Origin of the sequence: Massilia sp. PWRC2 (assembly GCF_049896725.1) — a bacterium.
Classification (GTDB): domain Bacteria; phylum Pseudomonadota; class Gammaproteobacteria; order Burkholderiales; family Burkholderiaceae_D; genus JAFCUW01.
Genome location: NZ_JAFCUW010000015.1, coordinates 45,779 through 69,005 on the forward strand (window position 1 = coordinate 45,779; position 23,227 = coordinate 69,005).

The following is a 23,227-nucleotide window of genomic DNA, read 5'->3' on the forward strand; positions in this document are numbered from 1 at the left end:
TTCAGGAGGTCACTGCAATGCCCGCTTCTGGCCGATAGCGGCCTGTCGGAAACGGTACTTTAACCATTTCCGTCACCGTCCAAGATGCCGAGCTGTAATTTTTAAGCTTAGCGTAATATTTTTTCCGTTTCCCCTGTTTTCCCCTTACACCCCTGTTTTGAGCTTGATTTTGGGGAAGGATATCATGACGGGCTTGGCTAGTGAATCCGGCGCTTCGGAATCTTCCCAACGTCGCGTACCTCGCCGCAAGTCCCTTCCCGGCAGGTGCCTCCGTTGCATTTTTAAAACGCAATGTGGCAAGGATCCGCTGGCAAAGTGCACACGGCGCTGGCAGGGATGCGCAACGTAAAATTGGTGCCATGTGATGCGGTGGAAGTGACCCGAATCCCACCCCCGTGAGCGGTCGCGATTTCATGCGTGATGTACAACCCGAGGCCAAGATTATGCGTCTGGCTCGCGCTACGTTCACTGGCTGACTTGATCGCAAAAGTCTTAACTGGATCGAACATCGTGCGCAAGCGCTCTGGCGCAATGACGTCACCCGCGTTCTGGATAATCCAAACCACGTCACTTTTTTCGCGGCTGATAGTGATCAAGACCGGCTCCGTTGGCGAGCCATGCTGAACTGCGTTTGCGAGCAGGTTCGATAGCACCTGACTGATCCGTGCGCGGTCCCAATGCACGTGCAGGTCACCGTGCATGGCCAATTCAAACTTGCGACCTGGATGACAAACCTTCATTTCGTTGACCACGGCCTCACATTCGATGCGGAAATCCATTGCGGCGGCAGTGATGGGAATTCCTCCTCCCAGGTGACTGGTGGAAAAATCGAGCAGGTCCGCGACGATCTCGGTGACCCGTTGTGTGCTTTTTAGGACTTGGGCAGCGACGCGGTGGTGCTTCGCAGGCAGTGTGTCATCCTGCATGATGAGCTGGGTTCCCATGCTGATCGCGCCCAGCGGGTTCCTCACGTCATGCCCGAGGATGGCCAGAAAAATATTTTGCGAGTCGCGCAACATGGCCGAATATTTGGCGATCGACTCCGTCAGCGATTGATCAATGGCTTCGTTAAAGCGCAACATGTCCTGAAGGTCAAGCTCGTCCGCTTTTTGCACGTTTAGCTGCCACAGACGCAGTACACTGGCGCGCATGGCGCGGTATTCCGCCATTAATTCTTCGATCGAAAAGCCGGACATCATGCGGTCTTCAGCATGCGACTCGGCCGCCGTAGCGCCCTGCGCTGCGGGCGCGTGCCCCTTGGATTTCTCTATCCCCTCTTGAGCATCTTGTTCGGTTTCCAGGTCGGCCGCAATGACTTTTAACATATCTTTTGCGTGGTCGCGCAAGCGAAGCTTGCCGGCCGACGCGAGCGGGTTCAAGGTTGCAGCGAAGTCTTCCCATTCCTGCAGAATTGCTTCCATATTTTTCAGAATAAAGTTTGAGAGTCGCATACAACCTCTTGGAAAACGTCAAAGAAATTTGGTCAAATCAATTCCATTCATTTCGAAGCGAAATGGCCGAAAGCGGCATGTCGGAAAACAGTTTTTTTCCGATACTCGCAGCAGCAGCCAGCTCTAGGATGACTGGACTAGCCCTTATAAAGATACGAAAACCCATGTCGGATTTGCTCAACAGCCAGAAACTGCCTAGTAAGTCGCTTATTTTATTGCATTAATATAATCATAATCCTGCCTCAGCACCTGATTTTTCTCGTTTTTGTGTTCTTCCCGATCATGCCAATTTTTTACACGGCCAAAAACTGAGTCGCAGCAGAATTTTGCCCTGGTGATGGCTTTGTTGCATAAATCAAATGAGCACGTAATACCCCAAACCCCACGCGGATTTATGGCATGGCCACGGTCGCGGGCGTGCCCAACCGCGTGAAGCGATTTAGGATTGCAGCGCGTATCTGTAACTCGGCAACTTGGCGGTCGAAGTCACGCGCCATGACCCGTTCACCGAGCAGCTTGAAGCAACGCATCTTGGTTTGGACGAGGCTGCGTCTATGATAGCCACTCCGCTTCTTCCAGATTTTCCTGCCAAGCCGGCGTATCGCTTCCAGCGATGGTATTACGGGTCGCAGCCCTGGGCCGCTTGTCTTTCCACGGCTTAGCGTTCTTGCGAGTTCGGGTGATTGCATCGGCTACGCACTGTGCAATGGCCTCGTGACAACCTTTCGTATCGTAAGCGCCGTCGCCACTGACGCTCGCGATGGTCTCCTCCTGGCCAATCTGCTCGAGCAGGCATGGCATTATCGGGGCGTCGCCCGTCGCAATGTTGGTCACCTCGATAGCCCGGATTTCCAGCATGGTCGCGTCAATGCCAAGATGGACTTTGCGCCATTGACGACGATAGTCGGCGCCATGCTTCTTGGTTTTCCACTAACCTTCACCCAACATCTTGATGCCCGTACTATCGACCAGAAGGTGCAATCCTGTCGTTGTTGGCCTCACCTCAACTGACACCGCAAGATGTTTCTGACGGCGGCTGACGATGCTGAAATCGGGTACCTGCTAGTCAAGACCAGCCAGCTTGAGTAGACTCTGTGCCATGCCCATCGCCTGGCGTAGCACCAGATTAAACAAGCCTTTGATGGTCAGGCAAAACCCAATTGCCGCCTCGCTGTACTTGGGACTGCGGCCGCGCTTGCCGTTGGCACTGCCATGCCAGGGCATGTCCCTGTCCAGTCAGATGAGCAATGAGTTGCGCGCCTTCAACGCCGCGTTGTGGGTCTTCTAGTTGGTCGTTCGATACTTTGGTTTTGCAGGTGCACTCATGCCGTCAGTTTACGCGTCCCGCAGCTCGGCCGCTGAAGTTGAGGATTTGTGCAACAAAGCCCCTGGTATTGGGTTAAGCCTTATGCACCTGATTGCGGCCCGCATTTTTTGCGCGGTAAAGTGCGCCATCTGCAGCTTTCACGAGTCTGCGCATGTCATCTACGGAATCATTCATCTCTGCAACACCAACGCTGATTGTTAGCGCGATGTCCAGCTCGCCCGGCTCGACCATCAAATTGGCAACGCAATGGCGTACCCGCTCAGCGAGATCTTTTGCATCGTCAATCCCCGTGTATGGCAGTAAGACGGCAAATTCCTCTCCGCCGATTCTGGAAATGATATCAAGCTGGCGGACGCAGCGTTTGATTGCCACAGCAAGGGCTTTGAGAACAGAGTCTCCAACGTCATGGCCGAACCGATCGTTAATCGATTTGAAATGGTCCGCGTCGATTATGAGTACAGACAGCGGCCTTTTGCTACGCCGCCAGCGATTAAGCTCGGTCTCTGCCTTGTCGAAAAAGGCACGGCGATTCAAAAGACCGGTGAGATCATCACAGCTCGTGGCATGCATCATCTTTTCAGATGCATCTACATGCTCGTTGATGTCCCGTATCAAAAGAACAAACGCTGATTTTTTGGCGTCCGGGAAAACTGCAACGTGCACATCCAGCACGTCGCTCATCTCAGGGACTGAAATGATGTAGCTTGCCCAAAACCTCGCGCCGTCTGCTTTTACGCACCAGTCATTTTGTAAGGTCCATCCGCTTGCAGTAACGTCATACAAGAGATCCGGTAGACGTTTCGAAAAGCTAAGAGCGTCATCAAATAAGGTACTGCAAGGCTGTCCAATGGCTTCAGTTGCGGATAAGCCGGTTAGCTTTTCCATAGCCTCGTTCCAGTTCAGGATCAAACCATGCTCGTCAAGACCCACCACGCCATATTTGAATTGGTCGTTGAGCAACGCGTTGTACCAGGCTGAGCCAAGGCGAATCTGTTCTTCACGCATGACGGCCTCGGTCACATCGGTAAGCATGCCCATTAGCGTGTCGGCAGCAACCTTTAGTAGCGTCAACTCATACGTCTTGTTCTCGGCATACCGACGCGCTCGAAAAAACGGGGCAAACCGCAGTGCCTTGCAAATCGTTCCGTTCGATTTGTCATGCTCGGCCACCAGTTTTCTGACTTCAGGCAATGAATGATCGATTGCATCGAAGAGATTGGTGAGGGTACCGTCTGCCTGGAGCGGCATTAACAAATTTGCCGCCATGGGGTTCATCAGCGAAATCTGTCCATCGGCCGACATTTGGAGGACGCCGACTGGCGCCATGTACAAAAATGTCATGAGTGCCTGAAGTTCTTTTTCTGAGTCCATTTCGTTTGCCATGACAATTACTTTCGATTGACCAGTACGAAACGCATCCGGCTGACTTTATCTTTCAATAGACGCAAGGTACATGGCGTTGGCCGCATCCGCAGTGTCAGGACGTAGTCAAGGGTGGCATCGAGCGCCTCATGGTTTTCAGATGCTTGGGCAAACCGTTCAGAGATTAAATAATTGTTCATGCAGGGGGCTACGACCTCGAACATCGGGCTCCCTATGACACTGTCTCGATTAAGTCCTGCCCATTGAGCTTCAGGGGCGTTATAAATGCAGATCACCCCCTCGCCATCAAAACCGATGACACCGAAAGGTAATTGGTCAAGAGCTACAGTTGACAACGATATAAGTGTTGCAAATAAATTAAGACTATCAAATTTGACGTCAATGACTGCTCGGCCTGACATAAGTATCCTTAGATTAAGTATGTGTGGATGGACGATCGAACCCAGTTGATCTGTTACGAGATGTAACTACGTGAGTATACTGTTTTTCAAGATCGATTGATACGGCCGATGCTCCAATGTTCAGCACGAATATTCGTAATTAGTTGTTTCAGGTCGCCATCGAGTCTTCGATCGCTCTTTAAAAAAGGAATCAAGGTGTCCAGCTCACGGCTCATTGTGCAACACGGCCCATCTTTCAACGTAGCGCCTTTCATCGTGCGAAGCGCAACGCCTTGGCGCACCGCGATGAGGAGCGCAGCAGCGACTTGTTCGGTGAGTTCGATAATACGCAAGCAGTCGCGTGCGGCGATCGTTCCCATGCTGACCTTGTCCTGGTTATGACACTCGGTCGAGCGCGAGAAGACCGACGCCGGCATCGTGAGCTTGAGTGCTTCCGCGGTCCACGCCGAGACACTGATTTGCAGCGCCTTCAGGCCGTGATTGATCGCGCGATGCGTCGCATCCGCCCCCGAAAGATTCGCCGGCAGCCCGTTGTTATAACGGGTATCCACCAGCAGTGCCATCTGCCTGTCCATCAGATCGGCGAGGTTGGCGATCGCGTTTTTCATCGAGTCCATCGCGAACGCGATATGCCCGCCATAAAAATGGCCTCCGTGGAGTATCCGTCCACTCTCGATGTCAACGAGCGGATTATCATTTGCGCTATTTAATTCATTTTCAATATCGCGTTTAATCCACGGCATGGCATCGACCAGTACACCGATCACATGTGGTGCGCACCGAATGGAATAGCGATCTTGCAACCGACGGCTGTTGCGCATCTCGCAGCCAGGTTGGATGTTGAGGTCCTGCCGGATCCATTCGGCAACCTGCTGCATTCCGGCATGTGGCTTTGCCGAAAATAGCGTTTCATCGAAGTGTTCTAGGTTCGCATCGAGTGCAAATGCGGCGAATGACGTAATGCGGGTGCAAAGACGCGCGAGATATTCGGCACGCCGGTAAGCCAAGCACGCTAGACCGGTCATGGCGGCAGTGCCATTCATGATCGCCAGCCCTTCTTTCGGTCGAAGGATGAGGGGCGCGATGCCTGCTTGACGCAGCGCTACGTCAGCCTGCATTTCCTGTCCGTTCCACAAGACCTCTCGCTCGCCACACAAAACGGCCGCTAAATAGGAGAGCGGTGTCAGATCGCCACTGGCGCCAACCGATCCCTCCGACGGCATCACAGGAACGATGTCCGCGCTTAGTAATGCAATTAGTGTTTCAAGCAGGTCGACACTGACGCCGGACCAGCCCTTGCAAAGCGACGTGAGACGTGCAACCACAATTGCGCGGCATTCAACAGCATCGAAATTTTTGCCCAGCCCGCAGCCATGGTAATTGTACAGCTGTCTAGGCAGCGCTGCGACTAGCGCTGCGGGAATGTCAACTTCGCAAGAGTCTCCGTATCCTGTCGTTACACCGTACACGACGCCTTCCTGTGCCAGAATTTGGTCGATGAGGTCGGCTCCAGCTTGAATCCGATCCCGGAAGGCTTTAGCAGGATCCAGCGTAACGCGAACTCTCTTATAAGCCACGGCAACGACATCGTCGATTGTGACCGCCGCCGTGCCAAAGCTCATCTCGCCAAATGTTCTACAAGGGATCGTGGTCATCGGTGTTCTGCATTATGCTCGTCAAATAATTCATCCATCTGCCCATGGTTAAGATGACCAATAGTTTGGTAACCACGCCGAAAATGAGGTTCTGTCGCATTAAGCAAAATTCGCGAAATTTGACCACAATAGGCAGGGTCCCATCATAGAGATCATCCTACATGTCGTATGGCCGATGTCCGGAAAAAATTAACGCGACAGAACCGGCACCGATGCAATGTCGTTCGCCGACCAATTTTCTGCGCTTGCAGGAATGGTCCGTCCGGTTTGAGAGGGACAGTGCCGTTTCAGGGAAATTCCGCCGTTTGATCAACAACGCGACAGGGCCCCAAAAAGAGCCCCTTAAACACGGGCGGCTCAGCTGCGCAACATCTACTTAGCGTACAAAACTACGCGTGCCCACTACCTCAATTACTACGCGGCGGTTTTTTGCGCGGCCTTCGGCGCTGGCGTTAGATGCGGCCGGCATCGACTTGCCCTTGCCTTCCGTGTACAAGCGCGCTGGGTCGAGGCCTTTCGATATCAGGTAGGCCTTCACAGCCTCAGCGCGCCGCAGGGACAGCTGGTTGTTGTAGGCATCGCTGCCGACCGAATCGGTATGGCCGACGGCAATCATCACTTCCGTGGACATCCCTTGCAGTTTTCCGACAAATGCGTCTAGCGCAACACGGCCTTCGGGTTTAACGACAGCCCGGTCGAAGTCGAACAGCGCCTCGGCGGCGAATGCCACTTTTTCCGATACCGGTTGCGGTGGTGTCGGCAACGGCGGCGGTGGTGGCGCCTCCATCATCGCAGGCGCCGCCTGCGGTACCACCACGGCGGCCGCGGCCACAACGGGGCGCTCGGCCGGACGGCCGAACTTGTAGCTGATGCCAAGCGACATAAGATCGACGTCGCCACGATTGCCGACGGCGTCATTGATTCGAAATCGCGTCACTTCGGCGCGCATCGCCAGCGCTTCGCTCAGCTTGTACTCCAAGCCCAGGCCGAACTTGGCGCCGGCTTTTCTCTGTGAAGGGTTCGGGTCGGTGACCGCATTGAGCCGGTTACCCTGGAAATGGGTATTGGTGCGCGTGTATTTCGCGCCAACCCGGCCGAGAAACGAGAAACGCTCGGTCAGGGGATACTGGCCGACCAGATCCAGATTGCCGCCTTTGAACGACGCTTCGCCGCCAAAAGTGCCATTGCCTGACGTTGTCGCGTTCACACCGAATTTGCCGAGGTCGAAATAGCCCGCTTCGACGGCGAAATAACGGTTGAGCTGTTTACCTACGAAAACGCTGAAGCCGCGATCGCGCTCGCTGGTGGAAAATCCGGTCACCGTCGCGCCATTGGCGATCAGGCTGGCACGAATGCGCTGCTCGTCAATCGCGGCGCGCGACTGCCCCAGCGTAGCGCCGGCGTACCAGGTCGTGTTGGCCCAGTCGGGATTGATAAAAGTGTCGTCGTCCGACGAGGCCACGGCACCGCCGGAACAGGCGGCGGTGCCGAGTAGGACAATGGCGGCGACCGCTTTATTGTTGATTTTCATGATGGTCTTCTTATTTGGTGATCTGGTTATTACTGAGCGTGACGGCGGCGCCGGAAAGCACGCGGCCGTTTAGCAATGTGGTGTTGTCGCCAGCCGTGATAGCGGCCGACTTGCCTAAGATTGAACCCTTGAACACGCTGTTGGCACCGAGCGTAGTGGCGCCAACCGGCACCCAGCTGACTTTCTCGGCATCGGCGCCGCCAATGAGCGCAACCAGCGAATTGGCCGTGGTGTTAAGCGTCAGGGCCGTGCGGAAAATGTAGGCGCCTGCCCCGTTGAGCGTCAGGGTGCCGGTCACGCTGATGTTGCCAGCGTAGCAGTACACACCGGGTGGCAGCGTCAAGCCGCCCAGGTCGATATCGCCAGCGAAATTGACGTCACACAATCGGCCGTTGGCGTCGGTGATCGCCGTTTGCAGGTCAGCCAATGCCGTGTCCAAGATGGCACCGGACTGGTAGTTGGTGGAGCCCGGTGCCTGCGTCGGCGGCACGGTTTGCGATGGCGAACCGACGTCACCGTTGATCAGGGTGGTGCCGCCTGCCTTGCTGGTGAGCGCAGTGCCAGCAAGTACGGCAAAGTTGGCGGCGCTGCGCAGATTCACGCCAGCCGAGGCCGGCGGTGGTGGCGGCACGCCGGCCGTCACGGTGATCTGGGCACTGCCCGACTTGCTACCTACTGCAGCAGTGATGGTGCTATTCCCAGTTGTGACACCGGTGGCAACACCATTGTTCAGCACCACGGCAGTCGTGGTATTCGATGACGTCCAGACTACGCTGCTGGGGATGAAGGCAGTGCTGTTATCTGAATATGTCGCAACGGCAATATATTGCTGGGTTCCGCCAATCGGCACGATGGCCGATGCCGGTGTCACGGTAATGCTCGACACTGTAACCGCGGTGGTGGTGGCTTGGGCAGTGGCGGTTTTGCCATCGAAGCTGGCGGTCAGCGCCGAGCTGCCTGGAGCGACGCCAGTGATCACGCCGCCGTTGCTGATGCTGACCGAGGCGGGCGTTGCCGAGCTATAGACGGCGGTGGCGGTGACATCGACGACCTTGCCGTCGGAGTAGGTCGCCACGGTCGCAAGCTGACGGGTGGCGCCGGTCTGGAAGGTGGTGACGGCTGGCGTCAAGTTGAGCGAAGCAACAGTGGCCGGCAGTACGGTCAGGGCGCCGCTGGCGGTCTTGCCGCCAAACGCCGCGCTCATGGTAGTGGTGCCGGCACTGACGCCCTTAGCGAGTCCGCTGGTATCGACCGTGGCGACGGCCGCCGAGACGGGGGTCCAGGTCGACTTTGCAGTGACGTCGATCGCTGAGCCATCCGTATAGCCGGCGATGGCAGAAAACTGCTGGGTTGCGCCGATCGCGACGGTTGCCGTTGCAGGGGTCACGACGACGCTGACCAGGGTAGCGGCAGGCACGCCGAGAATGGGCGCGCGCCCCTGGTCGCCGCCGCCGCAAGCGGCCAGCAGCGAAGCCGCCAGGAGACCTACCGCACACAGCAGCGTTTTGAAATAACGTTTGGAATTCATAATCTGAGACTTTCGTTGTACAGCACTGTATTTCTGCGTCACTCGCACAGGTTTATACGATGGGGCAGAAATATTGCATTACACTAATAGGTGTGAACGCCTATGAACTATAATCTTGTGTCTGCCCAGACACCGCGCGACACCGTACGCAAGTGCAAATATATGTTTAAGTTGCACACACTGCTGTTCCAAACCAAAGGGCGTTGTTGAATTAATCGAAGTCAGGCAAAAACGTCCCCAGTTTCGGTCCGTTTTTAGATTTTTACCGCCACCGGCATACCGAAGCTGGTCATCGTGTTCAGTGCGGACGCACTAATCCACGCCTCCGTTTTCTGGGATGCCAGAGCACGTGCTTTCATCGTGTTGCCGAAGATCCGCTTGTAGCGCTGCATCGCAAGTTCCACATAGCTGCGGAATTTATAGCCGGTTATCCGCTGCCAGGTGGCGCGCCCTTTCTGAGCGATGGTTTCAATATGCTGGTCCCGCCAAGTCGTACCGGTGTCGGAACGTACAGCGCTCTTGTGCGGTGGAATGATCACTTGCGCATCGGGCTGCTTCGTCAGCACCGCCTGCGCTACTGGCTCGCCGTCGTAGGCGCCATCGCCCATGAACATTTCAAATGGTATCGTGATTTGATCGAGTAAATCCGGCACGGCCGTCGTGTCACCCACTTCCGGCGTCATCAGTTCGCAGGCGAGAACCTGATGATATTCGTCGATCGCCAGGTGCAGCTTGCGCCAGGTGCGCCGGGCCGGGACGTCATGCTTTTCCTAGTGCCATTCATCTTTGCCGTACACTATGAGTCCGGTGGAGTCCACGATGACGAGGCTGCTTGGGTCCAGCGCTTTGCTCAAGGCATGTCTTGGCAAGCCGATGCTCCGCTTGGAAATGCAGCTGAAATCCGGGATGCTGATCTCGACCTTCAGGGCACGGGCAAGCGAGTTCATGAAGCCTTCGGTCTGCCGCAACGCTAGATGAAAAACTTAGCGTATGAACAGCACGGTCTCGATTGTCACATTGGAATACTTTGTTGGCCGGCCGCGCGCCCCGGTCTTCGCTGGGCACCACTCGGCAATCGCCTCTTCGGTAAACCACATCGTAAAGTCACCGCGCCGCTTGAGCGCTGCATTGTACGCAGGCCAGTTCGTCACCTTGTAATGCGGCTTCTCGAATTTGTGGCGACGCTCTTCGCTGTGTTTGTACTGCACGGGAATACTTGGGAAGAAACAATGCCAGATTGTACACTCATGTAGCGACCGGTCGAATTATTCAACAACGCCGCCAAGGGTGGGGAAATTTTAAAGTGGCTAAGGGGGGGAAGCTGTCATAATGCAATGGTTGCACTCGACTCCGGACTCTCTGGCGCCACCGTCTTCCACGCAACCTAGGGTCGCCGATGTCGAATGCAAGCTGGATCCAGCCGCCGCCGGAAGCGGTATTGACGCATGTCGAGGCACTGACGGCCTTGCGCATCAGCGAAGAACGTTTTCACGCCTTCATCACAGCCGGTACTGACTTGGTCTACCGCATGAACGCCGACTGGAGCGAGCTGTGCCAACTGGTCGGACGCAACTTCTTCGCCGACGTCCCCCAGCCAACGGACGGCTGGCTGGCCGAGTACATCTACCCCGAAGACCAGACGCGCGTGCTGGCGACGATCGCCGAGGCGATCCGCACCCGGAGCGTGTTCGAGATGGAGCACCGGTCCGTCGGCGGGACGGCAGCGTGGTCTGGACGCACTCGCGGGCGGTGCCACTGCTCGATGCGCAAGGGTCCATCCGTGAATGGATCGGCAACGCCGTCGACATCACCGAACGCAGGCACAAAGAGCAGGCCTTGAACGAGTCGCAAGCGCGCTACAGCGGCCTACTCCGTCAATCAACGGCAATGAAAGTTGCATTGTTATTATTGGTTTCTTGTGCAATAGTTTGGTTGGGTAGTTTAAATTTCCTATCCGCTCAATGCATGGGCTCGTAAAGGTAATGATTGTTCATGATATTGAAACGTCTGAAATTGGCAACCAGCGCCAGCCATACCGCATTGGAAGAACAGTTGCCGTTGATGAACGATGACTTGTCGCTCAGTAGCTATAGCCAGTTTGTGAGCCGCTTCTTCAGCTTATATGAACCGCTAGAATCCCAACTAATGGTCTCACCGTACTGGCGGTCGCTGGCGTTTGACTACACCGCCCGACAAAAGACCCCACGTCTGACGCTAGATTTGTTGGCGTTGGGCAGTAGTTCTGCACAGTTGGCTGCAATTCCCCGCTGCACCAACCTGCCTGACCTGACAACCCCAGAGGATCTTTTGGGCTGCCTCTATGTGATTGAGGGTGCCACTCTGGGCGGGCGCATCATCACGCGGCAACTGCAAACCCAACTGGGCCTGACACCTGAATCAGGCGGCGCGTTTTTTGATGGCTACGGCGCGCAAACTGGCTCCAACTGGAAGGCTTTTTGTACCATGTTGTCGAATCATGCCGATCTGCACGCCGATGAACACCGCCACGCGGCGATCGTTGCGGGCGCAAACCGCACCTTTGAAACCCTGACCCACTGGCTGTTTCCAACTTTCCAATGCACAAACATAAACGACAGCCAACCATGACCTCCAATCTGCCTAACGCCCAACCCATTGACCTACCAACTGCGGACGATTTTTCCGCAGAAGGCGGCGTGCACTGGGCCAACGGCCCCTACAGTATCAAGCGCCACGGCACCACGATCACCACCTGCGACAGCGAGCCGGTACAGACACCGGGGTGCATTCAGGCGCATGGTGTGCTGATGGCGGTGCGGCTGGCCGACATGGCCATCCTGCAAATAAGTGAAAACGCCCTGGAGTTTTTTGGCATTGCGGCAGCGGCGCTGCTTGGCACACCGGTTGTGCGGGTGATAGGCGCCATCAATCTGCAACGTCTGCAGAGCATGCTGGCGCACGAGGCGCTGGAACGCAATACGGTCTACGCCTTCACAATGGATACGCCGCTGCCAGCACAGGCAAACGTACAGGCCCTAGACGTCTGCGCGCACACATACGACGGCACTTTGCTGCTAGAGTTTGAGGCTACCGGCCGCACCGCCATAGTGGGCGATCGCGATTTTTTCATCCGCGTCACCAACACCGTCAACCGCCTGAAGTCGGCGGTGGGCGTGCGCGCCTTTTGCCAGCAAGTGGCCGACGAAGTGCGGGACATCACCGCGCTGGACCGGGTCATGGTGTACAAGTTTCACGCCGACAACCATGGTGAGGTGGTGGCGGAAAACAAGCGCAGTGACCTGCCCGCGTGGCTGGGGCTTCATTACCCGGAAACCGACATTCCCAAACCCGCCCGCGATATTTACCAACGCATCTGGATCCGGCCCGTGCCCAACGCGGCCGGGCCGCTGGTCGAGATGACGCCGCTGGCCAACCCCGACACAGGCCAGCCGCTGAACATGACGCACTGCGCGCTGCGCGGTGCCTCCACGATGTACACCGAGTACCTGGCCAACATGGGCGTGGCCGCCTCGCTGACCATGCCGATCTTGATTGAAGGCGAGCTGTGGGGCATGGTGGCCTGCCACCACTTGACGCCTACCCATTTTTCGCATGCATTGCGCTCGGCCTGCGAACTGCTGGCCCAGGTGGCCTCGCTGCAGCTCAAGGCGACCGAGCGGGTAGAGCAACTCGCCTACCGTGTCAAAATAGACAGCGTACATCAAAAACTCATGGTTAAAGCCGCGCGCGAGGGCGACTTGTTGGCCTTGTCCGACAACCAACCTTCGCTCCTGGACGCCATGGAAGCCGACGGCGCTGCGCTCTACCACCGTGACCGCTGGTGGTGCGCGGGCAATACCCCCACGGTAGAGCAGCTTGATGGGCTGGCGGAGTGGCTCAATGCACGACCCGACTTTGACTCCAGCACGTGCCCCGCCTATGTCACCGACGGCCTGGCGCGCGACTACCCTGCGGGCCACGCGTTTGCCAACGTCGCCAGCGGCGTAATTGCCGTGCGCGTATCGCGGCTGCGGCGTGATCTCATCCTGTGGTTCCGGCCGGAGACCCCGCAAACCGTACATTGGGCCGGTGACCCCGCCGACAAACCCATGGTGTCTGGCCCCAACGGCATGCGCTTGACGCCGCGCCGCTCGTTTGAGTTGTTCATTGAATCGGTGCAGGGCCGCGCATTGCCCTGGAGCGCGCTGGAGGTCGATTCGGCGCTGCGCCTGCGGCAACTGGTGATGGAATTGGTGATCGCGCAAACGGTACAACTATCAGACAACAACGTGGACCTGACGGCCAGCAATATTGAGCTGGACGCCTTCGCCTACGTGGCCTCGCATGACCTCAAGGAGCCGCTGCGCGGCATCAACCGCTACGCCCACCAACTGCTGGAAAACGCCCAGACGCTGTCCCCGGGCGACCGCACGCGCCTCGACAGCCTGATGCGTCTGACGCTGCGCATGGACAGCCTGCTCAATTCGCTGCTGCATTTCTCGCGGGTAGGCCGCACCAACCTGGAGTTCGAGTCGGTGAATCTGAACGAACTGGTGGAAGACGCGCTGGAGATGATCGGCGTGTGCCGCAAAGACAACACCTGCCGAATCAGCATCCCCCGGCCCCTGCCCATCATCGAATGCAACCCGGTGCGGGTGCGGGAGGTTTTCAGCAACCTGATCAGCAACGCCTTCAAGTACAACCTGCACGACAAGCCGCTGGTAGAGCTGACTTACATTGATAAAGGTGACACCGCCCTGCGCCAGGCCGCACCGCCGCAGACCAAAGAACAGATCATTTACTGCGTGCGCGACAACGGAATTGGCATCGAGCCGCGCGATTTTGAACAAGTGTTTCGCATGTTCAAGCGCCTTCATGGGCACGACGAATTTGGTGGTGGAATGGGCGCGGGCCTCACAGTGGTGCAAAAAGTGGTGCAGCGCCATGGCGGCGACATCTGGCTTGAGTCCACTGTGGGCGAGGGCAGCGCGTTTTATTTCACGCTGCCAGGAACGCTCAAGGCCAATCCATGACCAGCGCCAGGGACGACGCGCAAGCACTGCTATCGGCTACCCCGGTGGTACCCCGGCTGCGTCGCGCGCACCCGGTGCTGGTGGTCGAGGATTCGGACGAAGACTTTGAAACCGTGATGACGGCGGCCCGGATGGCCGGTATTGGGTATGAGGTGCGCCGGGCTGTATCGGGCGATGACTGCCTGCGGCTACTGCGCGGCACGCCCGAACGGCCCCCAATCCATGCAGCGCTGGTGCTGCTGGACCTCAACACGCCGCACGGCGATGGGCGATACGCACTGAAGCAGATTTACGCAGAGGAGCGGCTCCGCGCCATTCCGGTTGTTGTGGTAAGCACCTCTGCCAACCCGCGCGATGTCGATTTTTGCTACACCTTTGGGGCCAATGCCTACCACGTCAAGCCGGTCAGCCACGCGGGGCATCTGGGGATGTTGCAAAGCGTGTTTTCTTACTGGCTGGGCAGTCTGGTGCTGCCGACCGAGCAATCGCTGGAGCGCTAATGGAACACCCCAAGCATTGGCACATTCTCATCATTGATGACAACCCCGATGACCGGGCCGAATTCAGGAAGCTGCTGATCACGGGGTCTGGGCGCACCTGCCGCTTCACCGAGGCCGAAATCGGTGCAACCGGTTTGCAAATGGTTCTGGACAACCGGGCGCAAAGCCTGTCAGGCAGTGCCATCCCCTTTGACTGCGTGCTGTTGGACTTCAATTTGCCCGACCAGAATGGCACGCAGTGGCTGACCACGCTGTGCGGCGCATCCAGCATGCCGCCCTGCCCCGTCGTGGTGATGACGGGCTGGGACGGTGTAGATGACAGCGACGGGCCAAACGTGTTGCAAGCCGGTGCCCAGGACTACATTGGCAAAAGCTGGACAACGGCCCCCAGCTTGTGCCGTGCCATCGAAAATTCGATCGACCGTTTCAAGCTGGTGGCGGTGATCTTCAACAACATCACCGAGCGCAGGAACGTCGAGCGTAAGCTGCAGGAGCAGGCGCAGGCGCTCACCGACCAGGACCACCGTAAGGACGAATTCCTGGCAATGCTCAGCCACGAGCTGCGCAACCCGCTCGCGCCCATCACCAATGCCTTGCACATGCTGCGGCTGCAGGCCAACGAAGACCCGCTGCAGCAACAGGCCCGCGGCATCATCGAGCGGCAGGTCGGGCAACTCAATCACCTGGTGGGTGAGCTGCTGGAGATCTCGCGCATCTCGACCGGCCGCGTGCGGCTGCGCCTGGAGCGCATCGCCCTGAGCGGCGTCCTGGACCAGGCGATCGAGACCGCCCAGCCGCTGATCGAGGAGCGCCGGCATGTGCTTGAGGTATGGGCGCCGCCTCACCCGGTTTGGCTACAGGCCGACGCGTCGCGGCTGGAGCAGGTGGTAGTGAACCTGCTCACCAACGCCGCGAAGTACACCGATCCGGGCGGGCGCATCTGGCTGTCGGTCACCCAGGAGGGCCAGGAGGCCGTACTGCGGGTTCGGGACACGGGCATCGGTATTGCCGCCGACCTGCTGCCGCGCATTTTCGACCTGTTCACGCAGGCTGAAAAGTCACTGGACCGCTCGCAAGGCGGCCTGGGAATCGGCCTGTGCCTAGTGCAGCGCCTGGTCGAACTGCATGGGGGCAACGTAGTCGTCACCAGCGTCGTGGGTCAGGGCAGTGAATTCGTCGTGCGGCTGCCTGTCACATCCCTCGATCGGAAGCCGCTGTTGCCGCCGCAAGCAGAAGTGGTCCGGCCGGCCGACAAGTGCTGCTGCGTGCTGGTGGTGGACGACAACGTAGATTCCGCCGAGTCCATGGGGGCCCTGCTGGCCATGCAGGGGCACGAGGTCCGGGTTGTCCACGATGGCGCAGCGGCGCTGGAGGCAGTCCAGAGCTTTCCGGTAAACGTGGTGCTGCTGGACATCGGCCTGCCGGGCCTCACAGGGCTGGAAGTGGCCTGACGCATCCGCCAGTTGCCTGCACTGAAGGATCTGGTGCTGGTGGCCTTGACCGGGTACGGGCAGGACAGCGACCGTGAACGCACGCGCGAAGCTGGCTTTGACCATCATCTGGTCAAGCCGGCCGACTTCGACGCGGTGCTTAAGATCCTGGAGACCGTTCCTTCAATGACGGCCTGAGAGCACGCAGCGTGGTTGGACAAGGCGTTATTGAATTAATCGACGCCAAGAAAAAACGTGACTGTTCAGCCTGAACGCGCAGCATAGAAAGTTATTGTAAACAAATCTGGGATAACGCATCATGCGTGCATGCCACCAAAACCGCCGCGCCCTGACCTTACTCATCTGTCCAACCAAGACAAGGACAGACTTATCGACGCGCTGTTCGCACGCCTCGACGCTGTTGAGGCGGGGCTGGGAATGAACAGCCAGAATTCGAGTAAGCCGCCGTCGTCGGATGGCCTTGCGAAGAAGACGCGCTCGTTGCGCGGAACATCGGACAAGAAAGCCGGCGCGCAAGATGGACACAAAGGGACGACGCTCAAACGAGTGGCCGAGCCGACCGATACCATCCATCACTCATTGCCATCGCAATGCAATCGCTGCCATCGGCCGTTGCCGCTCGACGAGGCACTGGTGGTGGAACGCCGGCAGGTCATCGATGTGCCCGCGCGTTCGTTCGATGTCGTCGAGCACTGCACGCTTGAAGTGGCGTGCAGCTGCGGGCAGGTGCATGTGAGCGCCTTTCCTGCCGGCGTTTCGGACGTCGTGCAGTACGGCCCGAACGTGAAGGCCCTGGGAGTCCATCTGACTCAAGGGCAAATGCTGCCCTTCGCCCGTACTGCTGAACTGCTTCACGATATCTATGGCCTGTCGGTTTCTCCCGGCACGCTGGTGGCATGGGTGGGCGAGGCGCGCGCCGCGCTGCAGGACACGGCCAACCAGATAGCTGACAATTTGCACATTGCCGCATTGGTCAACGCCGGCGAGTCCGGTCTGCGCGTTGCAGGAAAGCTCCATTGGCTCCATATCGCAGCCAACGAAACGCTGACTTGGTATGGCGTGCACGCCAAGCACGGCATGGCGGCCATCGAAGCTCACGGCATCTTGCCCAAGCGTATAGGCGTCCTGGTCCACGACTGCTGGGCGCCGTACTGGAAGCTCGATGAGTCCATTCATGCCTTGTGCAATGCCCATCTTCTACGCGAGCTGGTGTATGTGAAAGAAATCACCGGACAGGCATGGCCTGACGCGATGACGAACTTGCTGCTGGACGCCAACAAGTTATGTGAGGCGGCCCGAAAAAACAAACGCCGTTCAGCGTCGATGATGTCGCGGCCTTCCGCACGCTCTATGACGCTATCATGAACGACGGCGAGCGACTCAATCCCGAAGCGGTAAAGACCGCCGGGAGGCAAGGGCCGGTCAAACAGTCGGTAGCCTTCAATTTGCTCAAACGCTTCCGGCTCCATGCCGACGCCGTTCTACTGTTCATAACCGACCATGCCGTCCCGTTTACGAACAATCTTGGGGAGCGCGCCGTGCGCACGCCCAAGGTGAAGCAGAAGGTATCTGGCTGCTTCCGCACCTTCACGGGCGCCGACAATTTCTGCGTCATCCGCTCATGTCTCGACACGCTACGCAAACAAGGCCATGGAATGCTTGAGGTTCTTCTTCGAGCCTTCAAAGGCAATCCAATCCAGCTCGCCGCGTAGCGGCTGAACAGTCACCAACGGTCATTGTTTCTCCTAATGGCGGCAGTGTCCTACCAGATGACCGTTTACACAAAATTATTTACACCCTCACCCTCACACCCTACGCAAACAAGGGCACAGCAAGCTCGAAGTGCTGCGCCGCGCATTTGCCGGCGATCCGATCATGCCGGCTGCGTAGCGGCTGAATAGTTACGAACCAAATTGAGCTTTAAGAATGAACGACCGCGTAACATTTGTAACGCGTCGTAAGGACGCGTCTCTCAAAGTGTAACCGGCACTTACGATTGATACAGGTATGAGATTGTTAATACGCGGGTCGGGAGGCAGGATAAAAACAAGTTCACTAGGAGACTATTATGGAAACATCGACCAATACCCAAAGCCCTCGCCTCCATCCCCTAGTAGTTGCTGCTGCAGCTTCAGTAACCGTTGTGAGCCTGATTGGCGCGGCTGCTATTGCCGGCATTTTCCCATCGCACAGTAATGCGACTACAGCCGCTTCTATTGGGTCGACATCTCAATTTTCTGCTACCCCTATTCCCAACACAAATGCTTGGCAGACCTCCTCTGTAGCGCCGGTGCCTGCAGGGGCTACCCGCTTCCAAACTGCCGATGGCCGAGTCTTTGAGGAAATTTCCGGTGCTTCACCACGAAGCATAGAGCGGGTGGCCCCAGCTACTGAACAAGCTCCTCGACCAGTACACCATGCAGCCCATCACAAAGTCGTCCACCATCACACGCAAAACGCGGCGTACGAGCCAGGCTACGTTCAAGAGCAGCCTTACTACGCACCACCCCCCGTTCGCAGCTATGTGAGCGATATGAACCCTGTTGGGACCGGTGTGGGTGCGGTAGTTGGGGGGATGCTAGGCAACCAGGTCGGCGGCGGAAACGGCAAAAAGCTGGCTACTGTGGCAGGCGTCTTGCTCGGCGGCTATGCTGGCAATGAAGTCGCGCATGATCGCAACCCGATCCCACTGGGTAATCGTTAAGCACTCTGTATGTTCCGCTAGACACTGACAGTGCGCTGGGCCCCCCAGCGTAATCCGTGTGTCACAAATGCCGGCGAAAGCCTATCCTGTCGTAGTACTTTTAGTGCACAGCTTTTAGAATTTCTAAATTCTACAGACCCAGCTGCAGCCTCCACGCAGGCGTTGTTGAATTAATCAACGCCAGGCAAAAACGTCCCCAGTTTCGGTCCGTTTTTAGATTTTTACCGACACCGGCATACCGAAGCTGGCCATCGTGTTCAGTGCGGACGCACTGAACCACGCCTTCGTTTTCTGGCGTGCCAGAGCACGTGCTTTCATCGCGTTACCGAAGATCCGCTTGTAGCGCTGCATCGCCAGTTCCATATAGCTGCGGAAATTGTAGCCGCGTTGTCAACAGCGATTTAAAACTGATACAGTGGAAATGCGGCTGAAATCCGGGATGCTGATCTCGACCTTCAAGGCACGGGCAAGCGAGTTCATGAAGCCTTCGGTCTGCCGCAACGCCAGATGAAAAACTTGGCGTATGAACAGCGCGGTCTCGATTGCCACATTGGAATACTTTGTTGGCCGGCCGCGCGCCCCGGTCTTCGCTGGGCACCACTCGGCAATCGCCTCCTCGGTAAACCACATCGTAAAGTCACCGCGCCGCCTGAGCGCGGCGTTGTACGCAGGCCAGTTCGTCACCTTGTAATGCGGCTTCTCGAATTTGTGGCGACGCTCTTCGCTGTGTTTGTACGACACGGGCCTACCTGGAAAGAAATGATGCCAGATTGTACACTCTTGTGGCGACCGGTCGAATTATTCAACAACGCCCCGCCGACCGGGCGCTTGTGTTTCCGGGCCATCTTCTCGATGAGCGGCAGGAAACGAATCGCCCACCGGTTGATCGATGAGTGGTCAACCGACACGCCGCGCTCTTGCATCATCTCCTCCAAGTGACGGTAACTCAGCGGGTAGGCAGCATACCAGCGGATGCAGACCAGAATCACGTCGATCGGAAAACGCATACCTTTGAAGATGACCATGTCGATTCGTCCTAGATTCGGGCACCGGAGTTTACTCGACCGGCCCGCAGGCGTTCGCTAATGCGACAGAACCGCTTCGGTATGCCGGTGTCGGTAAAAATCTAAAAACGGACCGAAACTGGGGACGTTTTTGCCTGGCGTCGATCAATTCAACAGCCATGACGCATCCAAGGACAACGACGGTCCAGACTACAGCCCAGGACGGTAGTCCGGCTGGCCGCTTCACCGCAATTCGGACGACGCCTTATTTTTTAGGTAATATGTCCCTTCGCCTAGTCAAATCTGACCGGGTTCACGAAAAAATAGGATGCAACAATGTCGATTAATCAACTTGTTTATATTAGCCAAGCAACACGTAAGATGTCTCCAGAAGACCTCTCTGCGATACACGAAAAGGCAAAGGCAAACAACGCACCACTCGACGTAACAGGTAGTTTGTTTTACAACGGCGGTTGGTTTTTGCAAGTATTGGAAGGTCCAATATCCACGCTCGATAAGCTATATAAAAAAATCGAACTCGATCCTCGACACAAAAATTCGCGAATACTGTACAACGAGCCGGCAAACTTCCGTACTTTCCCCCGCTGGAACATGAATATGACTAACTTGAACGACAGACAAGCCGACAAATATGATGAACTTGTCGAAGTCCTCGAGGCGGCTCAAACAAACCGAAAAATCGGATCGGCATCCCCAGCAGTGGCATTACTTAAGATTTTTAAAGGCTGAGTCACATCTGTTCGGTTGTAATGCGTACCTGACTACCGGCCAATGTCGAAGTCGGGAAGAACGGCTCTATGCCGTTTTGAGTGGAACTTTACACGGCGGCGGAAACGTGATGCTGCCAAATCGTGTGAATTTCCCCACCCCTAACCCCGCCCCGAGGGCGGGGAAGTCCTTGCCGCCGGACGGGCTCGCGGGCAGGATGCGAAACCCGCATCCAACCCTAAGCCTTTGAGCGTAAGGGCTTTTTCGATGCCGTCAAGGGTTCGCTGCGCCGGGCTTCGCCCTCCCTTGACCGCACCGAAAACGCCGCTGCTGTGGCAGCTTGCCAATGAGCAACGGACCTGGCCAGGGAAAATACGACCTGTCAAGTTCCACTCGAAACGACATTGGGCCGGAAGAACACAGGATTCGGAAAAAATCGGGCGCTAAGGCAACGGGTCCTTCAATGAAGGACCGCTTTCGACCCAAAGCAGCCGTTCGACAGTGTCGATCGAGCAGAGGTATCGAACGGGCCTTAAGCAATGGAAGTAAGCTGGAAGAACGCAGAGTTGCGTTACAACCTCGCCTGTTTCATCCCTCAAGGTGCCAAGTGCCGTGGAAGGTCGATGGTAAAGGCGCAACCTACACCGGGGAAGTTTTCTACAGTGAGTTGGCCCCCATCCTGCGAAATGCTCTGGCGTGCAATTGAGAGGCCAAGGCCAAGACCGGACCGATCGCTGCTACGCTGTATGAAAGGCGAAAACATTTTCTCTGCGTCGCCAGTCCGCAAGCCGCCGCAGTGATCCCGCACGACGATCGAGATCCGATCTCCAACTGCGCTGGCCGTCATTGAAACGGCTGTGTGCGTATGCGTGAACTTGAACGCGTTGTGCAAAAGATTAGCCAAGGCGGCCAACAGAAGGTCCCGGTTGCCTTGCAGACCTAGCAGCTCATCAACCGGCGGGACCAATAAAGGGCAACCATGCTTGTCGGCGTCAAGCTGAGCCGATTCGCGCGCCTCATTTATGAATGCGGCTAAAGCAAAAACATCTTTGATGCCCTTATCTGCCGTCACTGCCCGTACATCGTCAAGGGACACGTTAATTAAGCGCGCCATGGTTGCAAGGCCCCTCTTGAGGGCCCAATGTCGTTTCGAGTGGAACTTGACAGGTCGTATTTTCCCTGGCCAGGTCCGTTGCTCATTGGCAAGCTGCCACAGCAGCGGCGTTTTCGGTGCGGTCAAGGGAGGGCGAAGCCCGGCGCAGCGAACCCTTGACGGCATCGAAAAAGCCCTTACGCTCAAAGGCTTAGGGTTGGATGCGGGTTTCGCATCCTGCCCGCGAGCCCGTCCGGCGGCAAGGACTTCCCCGCCCTCGGGGCGGGGTTAGGGGTGGGGAAATTCACACGATTTGGCAGCATCACGTTTCCGCCGCCGTGTAAAGTTCCACTCAAAACGGCATAGAGCCCTCTTGAGTACCCTGCCGGTTGCGCCAGCAATCGACAGCTGACCGACTTCCATTGCAGTGGCCGCCATGCTGGCCACGTTTAGTGAATTTCGTAGCTCGTGCATCACGAACCCAAGGTGCTCGTTGGAACTTGTATTCTGTTGTTGTGCGATGGAAAGATCCCGTTGGACGGTGAACTCACTAACTGCGCTAGCGATAGCATTATCCAAACAACTGTTGAGCGTTCGAAATTCATCGACCGCAAATGGTGCGTCGCGCTCGATGGCCAAATCCGTGATCGCTTGGCACAGGTCCCCATAATCATGTACAACTTGATCAACGGTGTATTTGAGGTCTAAAAGAGCGGCGCCATGGGCAGCGGCGGTGTCCTCCATTTCAGAAGAATCGATTTCCCCGCCGCCAGACTCGCCAGAAATAACCGCCGCCGCTGCTGGGCCGTCCTCTTCTTCAGCTTGAAGAGTTTTAGTTAGCTGGGTTAGAAATATGGGAATGCCGGTGCGAAGTTGCTCCTCCGAAGCATTGCGTTTCGGGCGTTTGGCAACTTTGTCGATGCACCGCTGAATGAGCTCATCGGTGTTATTTTGCAGAAATACGTACATCATGGTGTGGCCCCTGTAAAACTGCCTACTGCTCATCCGCGTGGACGAAGGAATATCGCGATTAGCCCATTGTATGTCCAAATTATTGTGAGAAGCGTCTGCGAGGATCGCGTGAGACTACTCATCCGGGCACCATGCTAATCCCCTCTGCACGGTAACTATTCAGCCGCTACGCAGCTGGCCTGATCGGATCGCCAGCAAATGCGCGGCGCAGCACTTCGAGCATGCTGTGCCCTTGTTTGCGTAGGGTGTCGAGGCAGGAGCGGATGGTGCAGAAGTTGTCGGCGCCGACGATGGTGCGGAAGCATCCCGATATTTTCTGTTTGACCTTGGGCATGCGCACGGCCCGTTCGGCGATGTTGTTCGTGAACGGGACTGTGGGGTCAGCAATGAAGCGCAAGATGGCGTCTGCGTGCAGTCGGAAGCGGCGCAGCAAGTTATGGGCCTCAGACTGCTTGCAGCGTCCCGGCTTTGCGCCGGGCTTGGTCT

At 57.0% G+C, this 23,227-nt stretch carries 22 protein-coding genes and 3 pseudogenes; 10 read left to right on the top strand and 15 right to left on the bottom strand.

Annotated elements, in window-relative coordinates; genetic code table 11:
• Window positions 1-281 precede the first annotated feature (281 nt).
• From ACP7BZ_RS21560 to ACP7BZ_RS21600, 9 genes and pseudogenes are all read right to left on the bottom strand, one after another.
• A complete protein-coding gene (locus ACP7BZ_RS21560) occupies window positions 282-1,451 on the bottom strand; it encodes an ATP-binding protein (protein ID WP_426117000.1) in 1,170 nt (389 codons plus the stop codon).
• A gap of 392 nt (window positions 1,452-1,843) precedes the next feature.
• Window positions 1,844-2,717 (bottom strand): annotated as a pseudogene (locus ACP7BZ_RS21565) (IS5 family transposase).
• A gap of 133 nt (window positions 2,718-2,850) precedes the next feature.
• Window positions 2,851-4,161, bottom strand: a complete 1,311-nt coding sequence (locus ACP7BZ_RS21570; RefSeq protein WP_426117002.1) for a diguanylate cyclase — start codon at window positions 4,159-4,161, stop codon at window positions 2,851-2,853.
• 5 nt (window positions 4,162-4,166) lie between these two features.
• Window positions 4,167-4,562, bottom strand: coding sequence for a PAS domain-containing protein (locus tag ACP7BZ_RS21575; RefSeq protein WP_426117004.1), 396 nt, complete (start codon window positions 4,560-4,562; stop codon window positions 4,167-4,169).
• A gap of 86 nt (window positions 4,563-4,648) precedes the next feature.
• On the bottom strand, window positions 4,649-6,217 hold the full coding sequence (locus tag ACP7BZ_RS21580) for an HAL/PAL/TAL family ammonia-lyase (RefSeq protein WP_426117006.1): 1,569 nt from the start codon (window positions 6,215-6,217) through the stop codon (window positions 4,649-4,651).
• A gap of 376 nt (window positions 6,218-6,593) precedes the next feature.
• Window positions 6,594-7,748 (bottom strand): OmpA family protein, encoded by a 1,155-nt coding sequence (locus ACP7BZ_RS21585; protein WP_426117008.1) that lies wholly within the window; start codon window positions 7,746-7,748, stop codon window positions 6,594-6,596.
• Between the two features lie 10 nt (window positions 7,749-7,758).
• Entirely contained in the window at window positions 7,759-9,276 is a 1,518-nt protein-coding gene (locus ACP7BZ_RS21590) for an ice-binding family protein (RefSeq protein WP_426117010.1), read from the bottom strand.
• A 254-nt stretch (window positions 9,277-9,530) separates the two neighbouring features.
• A complete protein-coding gene (locus ACP7BZ_RS21595) occupies window positions 9,531-10,007 on the bottom strand; it encodes a transposase (protein ID WP_426117046.1) in 477 nt (158 codons plus the stop codon).
• A gap of 39 nt (window positions 10,008-10,046) precedes the next feature.
• Window positions 10,047-10,373: pseudogene (locus ACP7BZ_RS21600) on the bottom strand (transposase).
• Between the two features lie 454 nt (window positions 10,374-10,827).
• Between ACP7BZ_RS21600 and ACP7BZ_RS21605 the strand changes: the two are divergent.
• The 9 genes from ACP7BZ_RS21605 (at window position 10,828) to ACP7BZ_RS21645 (ending at window position 18,943) form a co-directional block, all read left to right on the top strand.
• Window positions 10,828-11,253 (top strand): PAS domain S-box protein, encoded by a 426-nt coding sequence (locus tag ACP7BZ_RS21605; protein ID WP_426117012.1) that lies wholly within the window; start codon window positions 10,828-10,830, stop codon window positions 11,251-11,253.
• Window positions 11,254-11,268: 15 nt separating this feature from the next.
• Complete coding sequence (locus ACP7BZ_RS21610) at window positions 11,269-11,883, top strand: biliverdin-producing heme oxygenase (protein ID WP_426117014.1); 615 nt, start codon at window positions 11,269-11,271, stop codon at window positions 11,881-11,883.
• Window positions 11,880-14,288, top strand: a complete 2,409-nt coding sequence (locus tag ACP7BZ_RS21615; protein WP_426117015.1) for an ATP-binding protein — start codon at window positions 11,880-11,882, stop codon at window positions 14,286-14,288. The genes ACP7BZ_RS21610 and ACP7BZ_RS21615 overlap by 4 nt, the downstream gene beginning before the upstream one ends.
• Window positions 14,285-14,788 carry a response regulator gene (locus ACP7BZ_RS21620; protein ID WP_426117017.1) on the top strand — a complete coding sequence of 168 codons (504 nt, stop codon included), beginning with the start codon at window positions 14,285-14,287 and terminating at the stop codon, window positions 14,786-14,788. The genes ACP7BZ_RS21615 and ACP7BZ_RS21620 overlap by 4 nt, the downstream gene beginning before the upstream one ends.
• A complete protein-coding gene (locus ACP7BZ_RS21625) occupies window positions 14,788-16,239 on the top strand; it encodes an ATP-binding protein (RefSeq protein WP_426117019.1) in 1,452 nt (483 codons plus the stop codon). Before ACP7BZ_RS21620 ends, ACP7BZ_RS21625 begins: the two co-directional genes overlap by 1 nt.
• A 12-nt stretch (window positions 16,240-16,251) precedes the next feature.
• Window positions 16,252-16,416, top strand: coding sequence for a hypothetical protein (locus ACP7BZ_RS21630; protein WP_426117021.1), 165 nt, complete (start codon window positions 16,252-16,254; stop codon window positions 16,414-16,416).
• Window positions 16,417-16,545: 129 nt separating this feature from the next.
• A complete protein-coding gene (locus tag ACP7BZ_RS21635) occupies window positions 16,546-17,604 on the top strand; it encodes an IS66 family transposase (RefSeq protein WP_426117023.1) in 1,059 nt (352 codons plus the stop codon).
• Window positions 17,601-17,951 carry an IS66 family transposase gene (locus ACP7BZ_RS21640; protein ID WP_426117024.1) on the top strand — a complete coding sequence of 117 codons (351 nt, stop codon included), beginning with the start codon at window positions 17,601-17,603 and terminating at the stop codon, window positions 17,949-17,951. Before ACP7BZ_RS21635 ends, ACP7BZ_RS21640 begins: the two co-directional genes overlap by 4 nt.
• A 356-nt stretch (window positions 17,952-18,307) precedes the next feature.
• On the top strand, window positions 18,308-18,943 hold the full coding sequence (locus ACP7BZ_RS21645) for a glycine zipper 2TM domain-containing protein (RefSeq protein WP_426117026.1): 636 nt from the start codon (window positions 18,308-18,310) through the stop codon (window positions 18,941-18,943).
• A 213-nt stretch (window positions 18,944-19,156) separates the two neighbouring features.
• Here the strand turns inward: ACP7BZ_RS21645 and ACP7BZ_RS21650 are convergent, their stop codons facing one another.
• The 3 genes and pseudogenes from ACP7BZ_RS21650 to ACP7BZ_RS21660 all read right to left on the bottom strand — a co-directional run.
• Window positions 19,157-19,306, bottom strand: a complete 150-nt coding sequence (locus ACP7BZ_RS21650) for a hypothetical protein (protein WP_426117028.1) — start codon at window positions 19,304-19,306, stop codon at window positions 19,157-19,159.
• 27 nt (window positions 19,307-19,333) lie between these two features.
• Entirely contained in the window at window positions 19,334-19,684 is a 351-nt protein-coding gene (locus tag ACP7BZ_RS21655) for a transposase (protein ID WP_426117030.1), read from the bottom strand.
• A gap of 74 nt (window positions 19,685-19,758) precedes the next feature.
• Window positions 19,759-19,968, bottom strand: a pseudogene (locus tag ACP7BZ_RS21660) (IS6 family transposase); the annotation flags it as partial.
• A gap of 315 nt (window positions 19,969-20,283) precedes the next feature.
• On the opposite strand from ACP7BZ_RS21660, the gene ACP7BZ_RS21665 reads away from it, so the two are divergent.
• The gene (locus ACP7BZ_RS21665) at window positions 20,284-20,697 is read left to right on the top strand and encodes a BLUF domain-containing protein (protein ID WP_426117032.1); all 414 of its coding nucleotides are present in this window, start codon (window positions 20,284-20,286) and stop codon (window positions 20,695-20,697) included.
• A 574-nt stretch (window positions 20,698-21,271) separates the two neighbouring features.
• On the opposite strand, the gene ACP7BZ_RS21670 is transcribed toward ACP7BZ_RS21665, so the two are convergent.
• The 3 genes from ACP7BZ_RS21670 to ACP7BZ_RS21680 all read right to left on the bottom strand — a co-directional run.
• A complete protein-coding gene (locus ACP7BZ_RS21670) occupies window positions 21,272-21,790 on the bottom strand; it encodes a sensor histidine kinase (protein ID WP_426117034.1) in 519 nt (172 codons plus the stop codon).
• Between the two features lie 267 nt (window positions 21,791-22,057).
• Entirely contained in the window at window positions 22,058-22,741 is a 684-nt protein-coding gene (locus ACP7BZ_RS21675) for a hypothetical protein (protein ID WP_426117036.1), read from the bottom strand.
• Window positions 22,742-22,907: 166 nt separating this feature from the next.
• Window positions 22,908-23,227: IS66 family transposase (locus ACP7BZ_RS21680; RefSeq protein ID WP_426117038.1), on the bottom strand; the 320-nt coding region annotated here is incomplete at its 5' end.

Coding starts and splice junctions, on each gene's coding strand:
- ACP7BZ_RS21675 (WP_426117036.1), bottom strand. CDS start 22,741: ATGATGTACGTATTTCTGCAAAATAACACCGATGAGCTCATTCAGCGG.
- ACP7BZ_RS21670 (WP_426117034.1), bottom strand. CDS start 21,790: ATGGCGCGCTTAATTAACGTGTCCCTTGACGATGTACGGGCAGTGACG.
- ACP7BZ_RS21585 (WP_426117008.1), bottom strand. CDS start 7,748: ATGAAAATCAACAATAAAGCGGTCGCCGCCATTGTCCTACTCGGCACC.
- ACP7BZ_RS21620 (WP_426117017.1), top strand. CDS start 14,285: ATGACCAGCGCCAGGGACGACGCGCAAGCACTGCTATCGGCTACCCCG.
- ACP7BZ_RS21615 (WP_426117015.1), top strand. CDS start 11,880: ATGACCTCCAATCTGCCTAACGCCCAACCCATTGACCTACCAACTGCG.
- ACP7BZ_RS21575 (WP_426117004.1), bottom strand. CDS start 4,562: ATGTCAGGCCGAGCAGTCATTGACGTCAAATTTGATAGTCTTAATTTA.
- ACP7BZ_RS21580 (WP_426117006.1), bottom strand. CDS start 6,217: ATGACCACGATCCCTTGTAGAACATTTGGCGAGATGAGCTTTGGCACG.
- ACP7BZ_RS21650 (WP_426117028.1), bottom strand. CDS start 19,306: ATGGAACTGGCGATGCAGCGCTACAAGCGGATCTTCGGTAACGCGATG.
- ACP7BZ_RS21625 (WP_426117019.1), top strand. CDS start 14,788: ATGGAACACCCCAAGCATTGGCACATTCTCATCATTGATGACAACCCC.
- ACP7BZ_RS21560 (WP_426117000.1), bottom strand. CDS start 1,451: ATGCGACTCTCAAACTTTATTCTGAAAAATATGGAAGCAATTCTGCAG.
- ACP7BZ_RS21640 (WP_426117024.1), top strand. CDS start 17,601: ATGAACGACGGCGAGCGACTCAATCCCGAAGCGGTAAAGACCGCCGGG.
- ACP7BZ_RS21665 (WP_426117032.1), top strand. CDS start 20,284: ATGTCGATTAATCAACTTGTTTATATTAGCCAAGCAACACGTAAGATG.
- ACP7BZ_RS21645 (WP_426117026.1), top strand. CDS start 18,308: ATGGAAACATCGACCAATACCCAAAGCCCTCGCCTCCATCCCCTAGTA.
- ACP7BZ_RS21635 (WP_426117023.1), top strand. CDS start 16,546: ATGCCACCAAAACCGCCGCGCCCTGACCTTACTCATCTGTCCAACCAA.
- ACP7BZ_RS21570 (WP_426117002.1), bottom strand. CDS start 4,161: ATGGCAAACGAAATGGACTCAGAAAAAGAACTTCAGGCACTCATGACA.
- ACP7BZ_RS21590 (WP_426117010.1), bottom strand. CDS start 9,276: ATGAATTCCAAACGTTATTTCAAAACGCTGCTGTGTGCGGTAGGTCTC.
- ACP7BZ_RS21610 (WP_426117014.1), top strand. CDS start 11,269: ATGATATTGAAACGTCTGAAATTGGCAACCAGCGCCAGCCATACCGCA.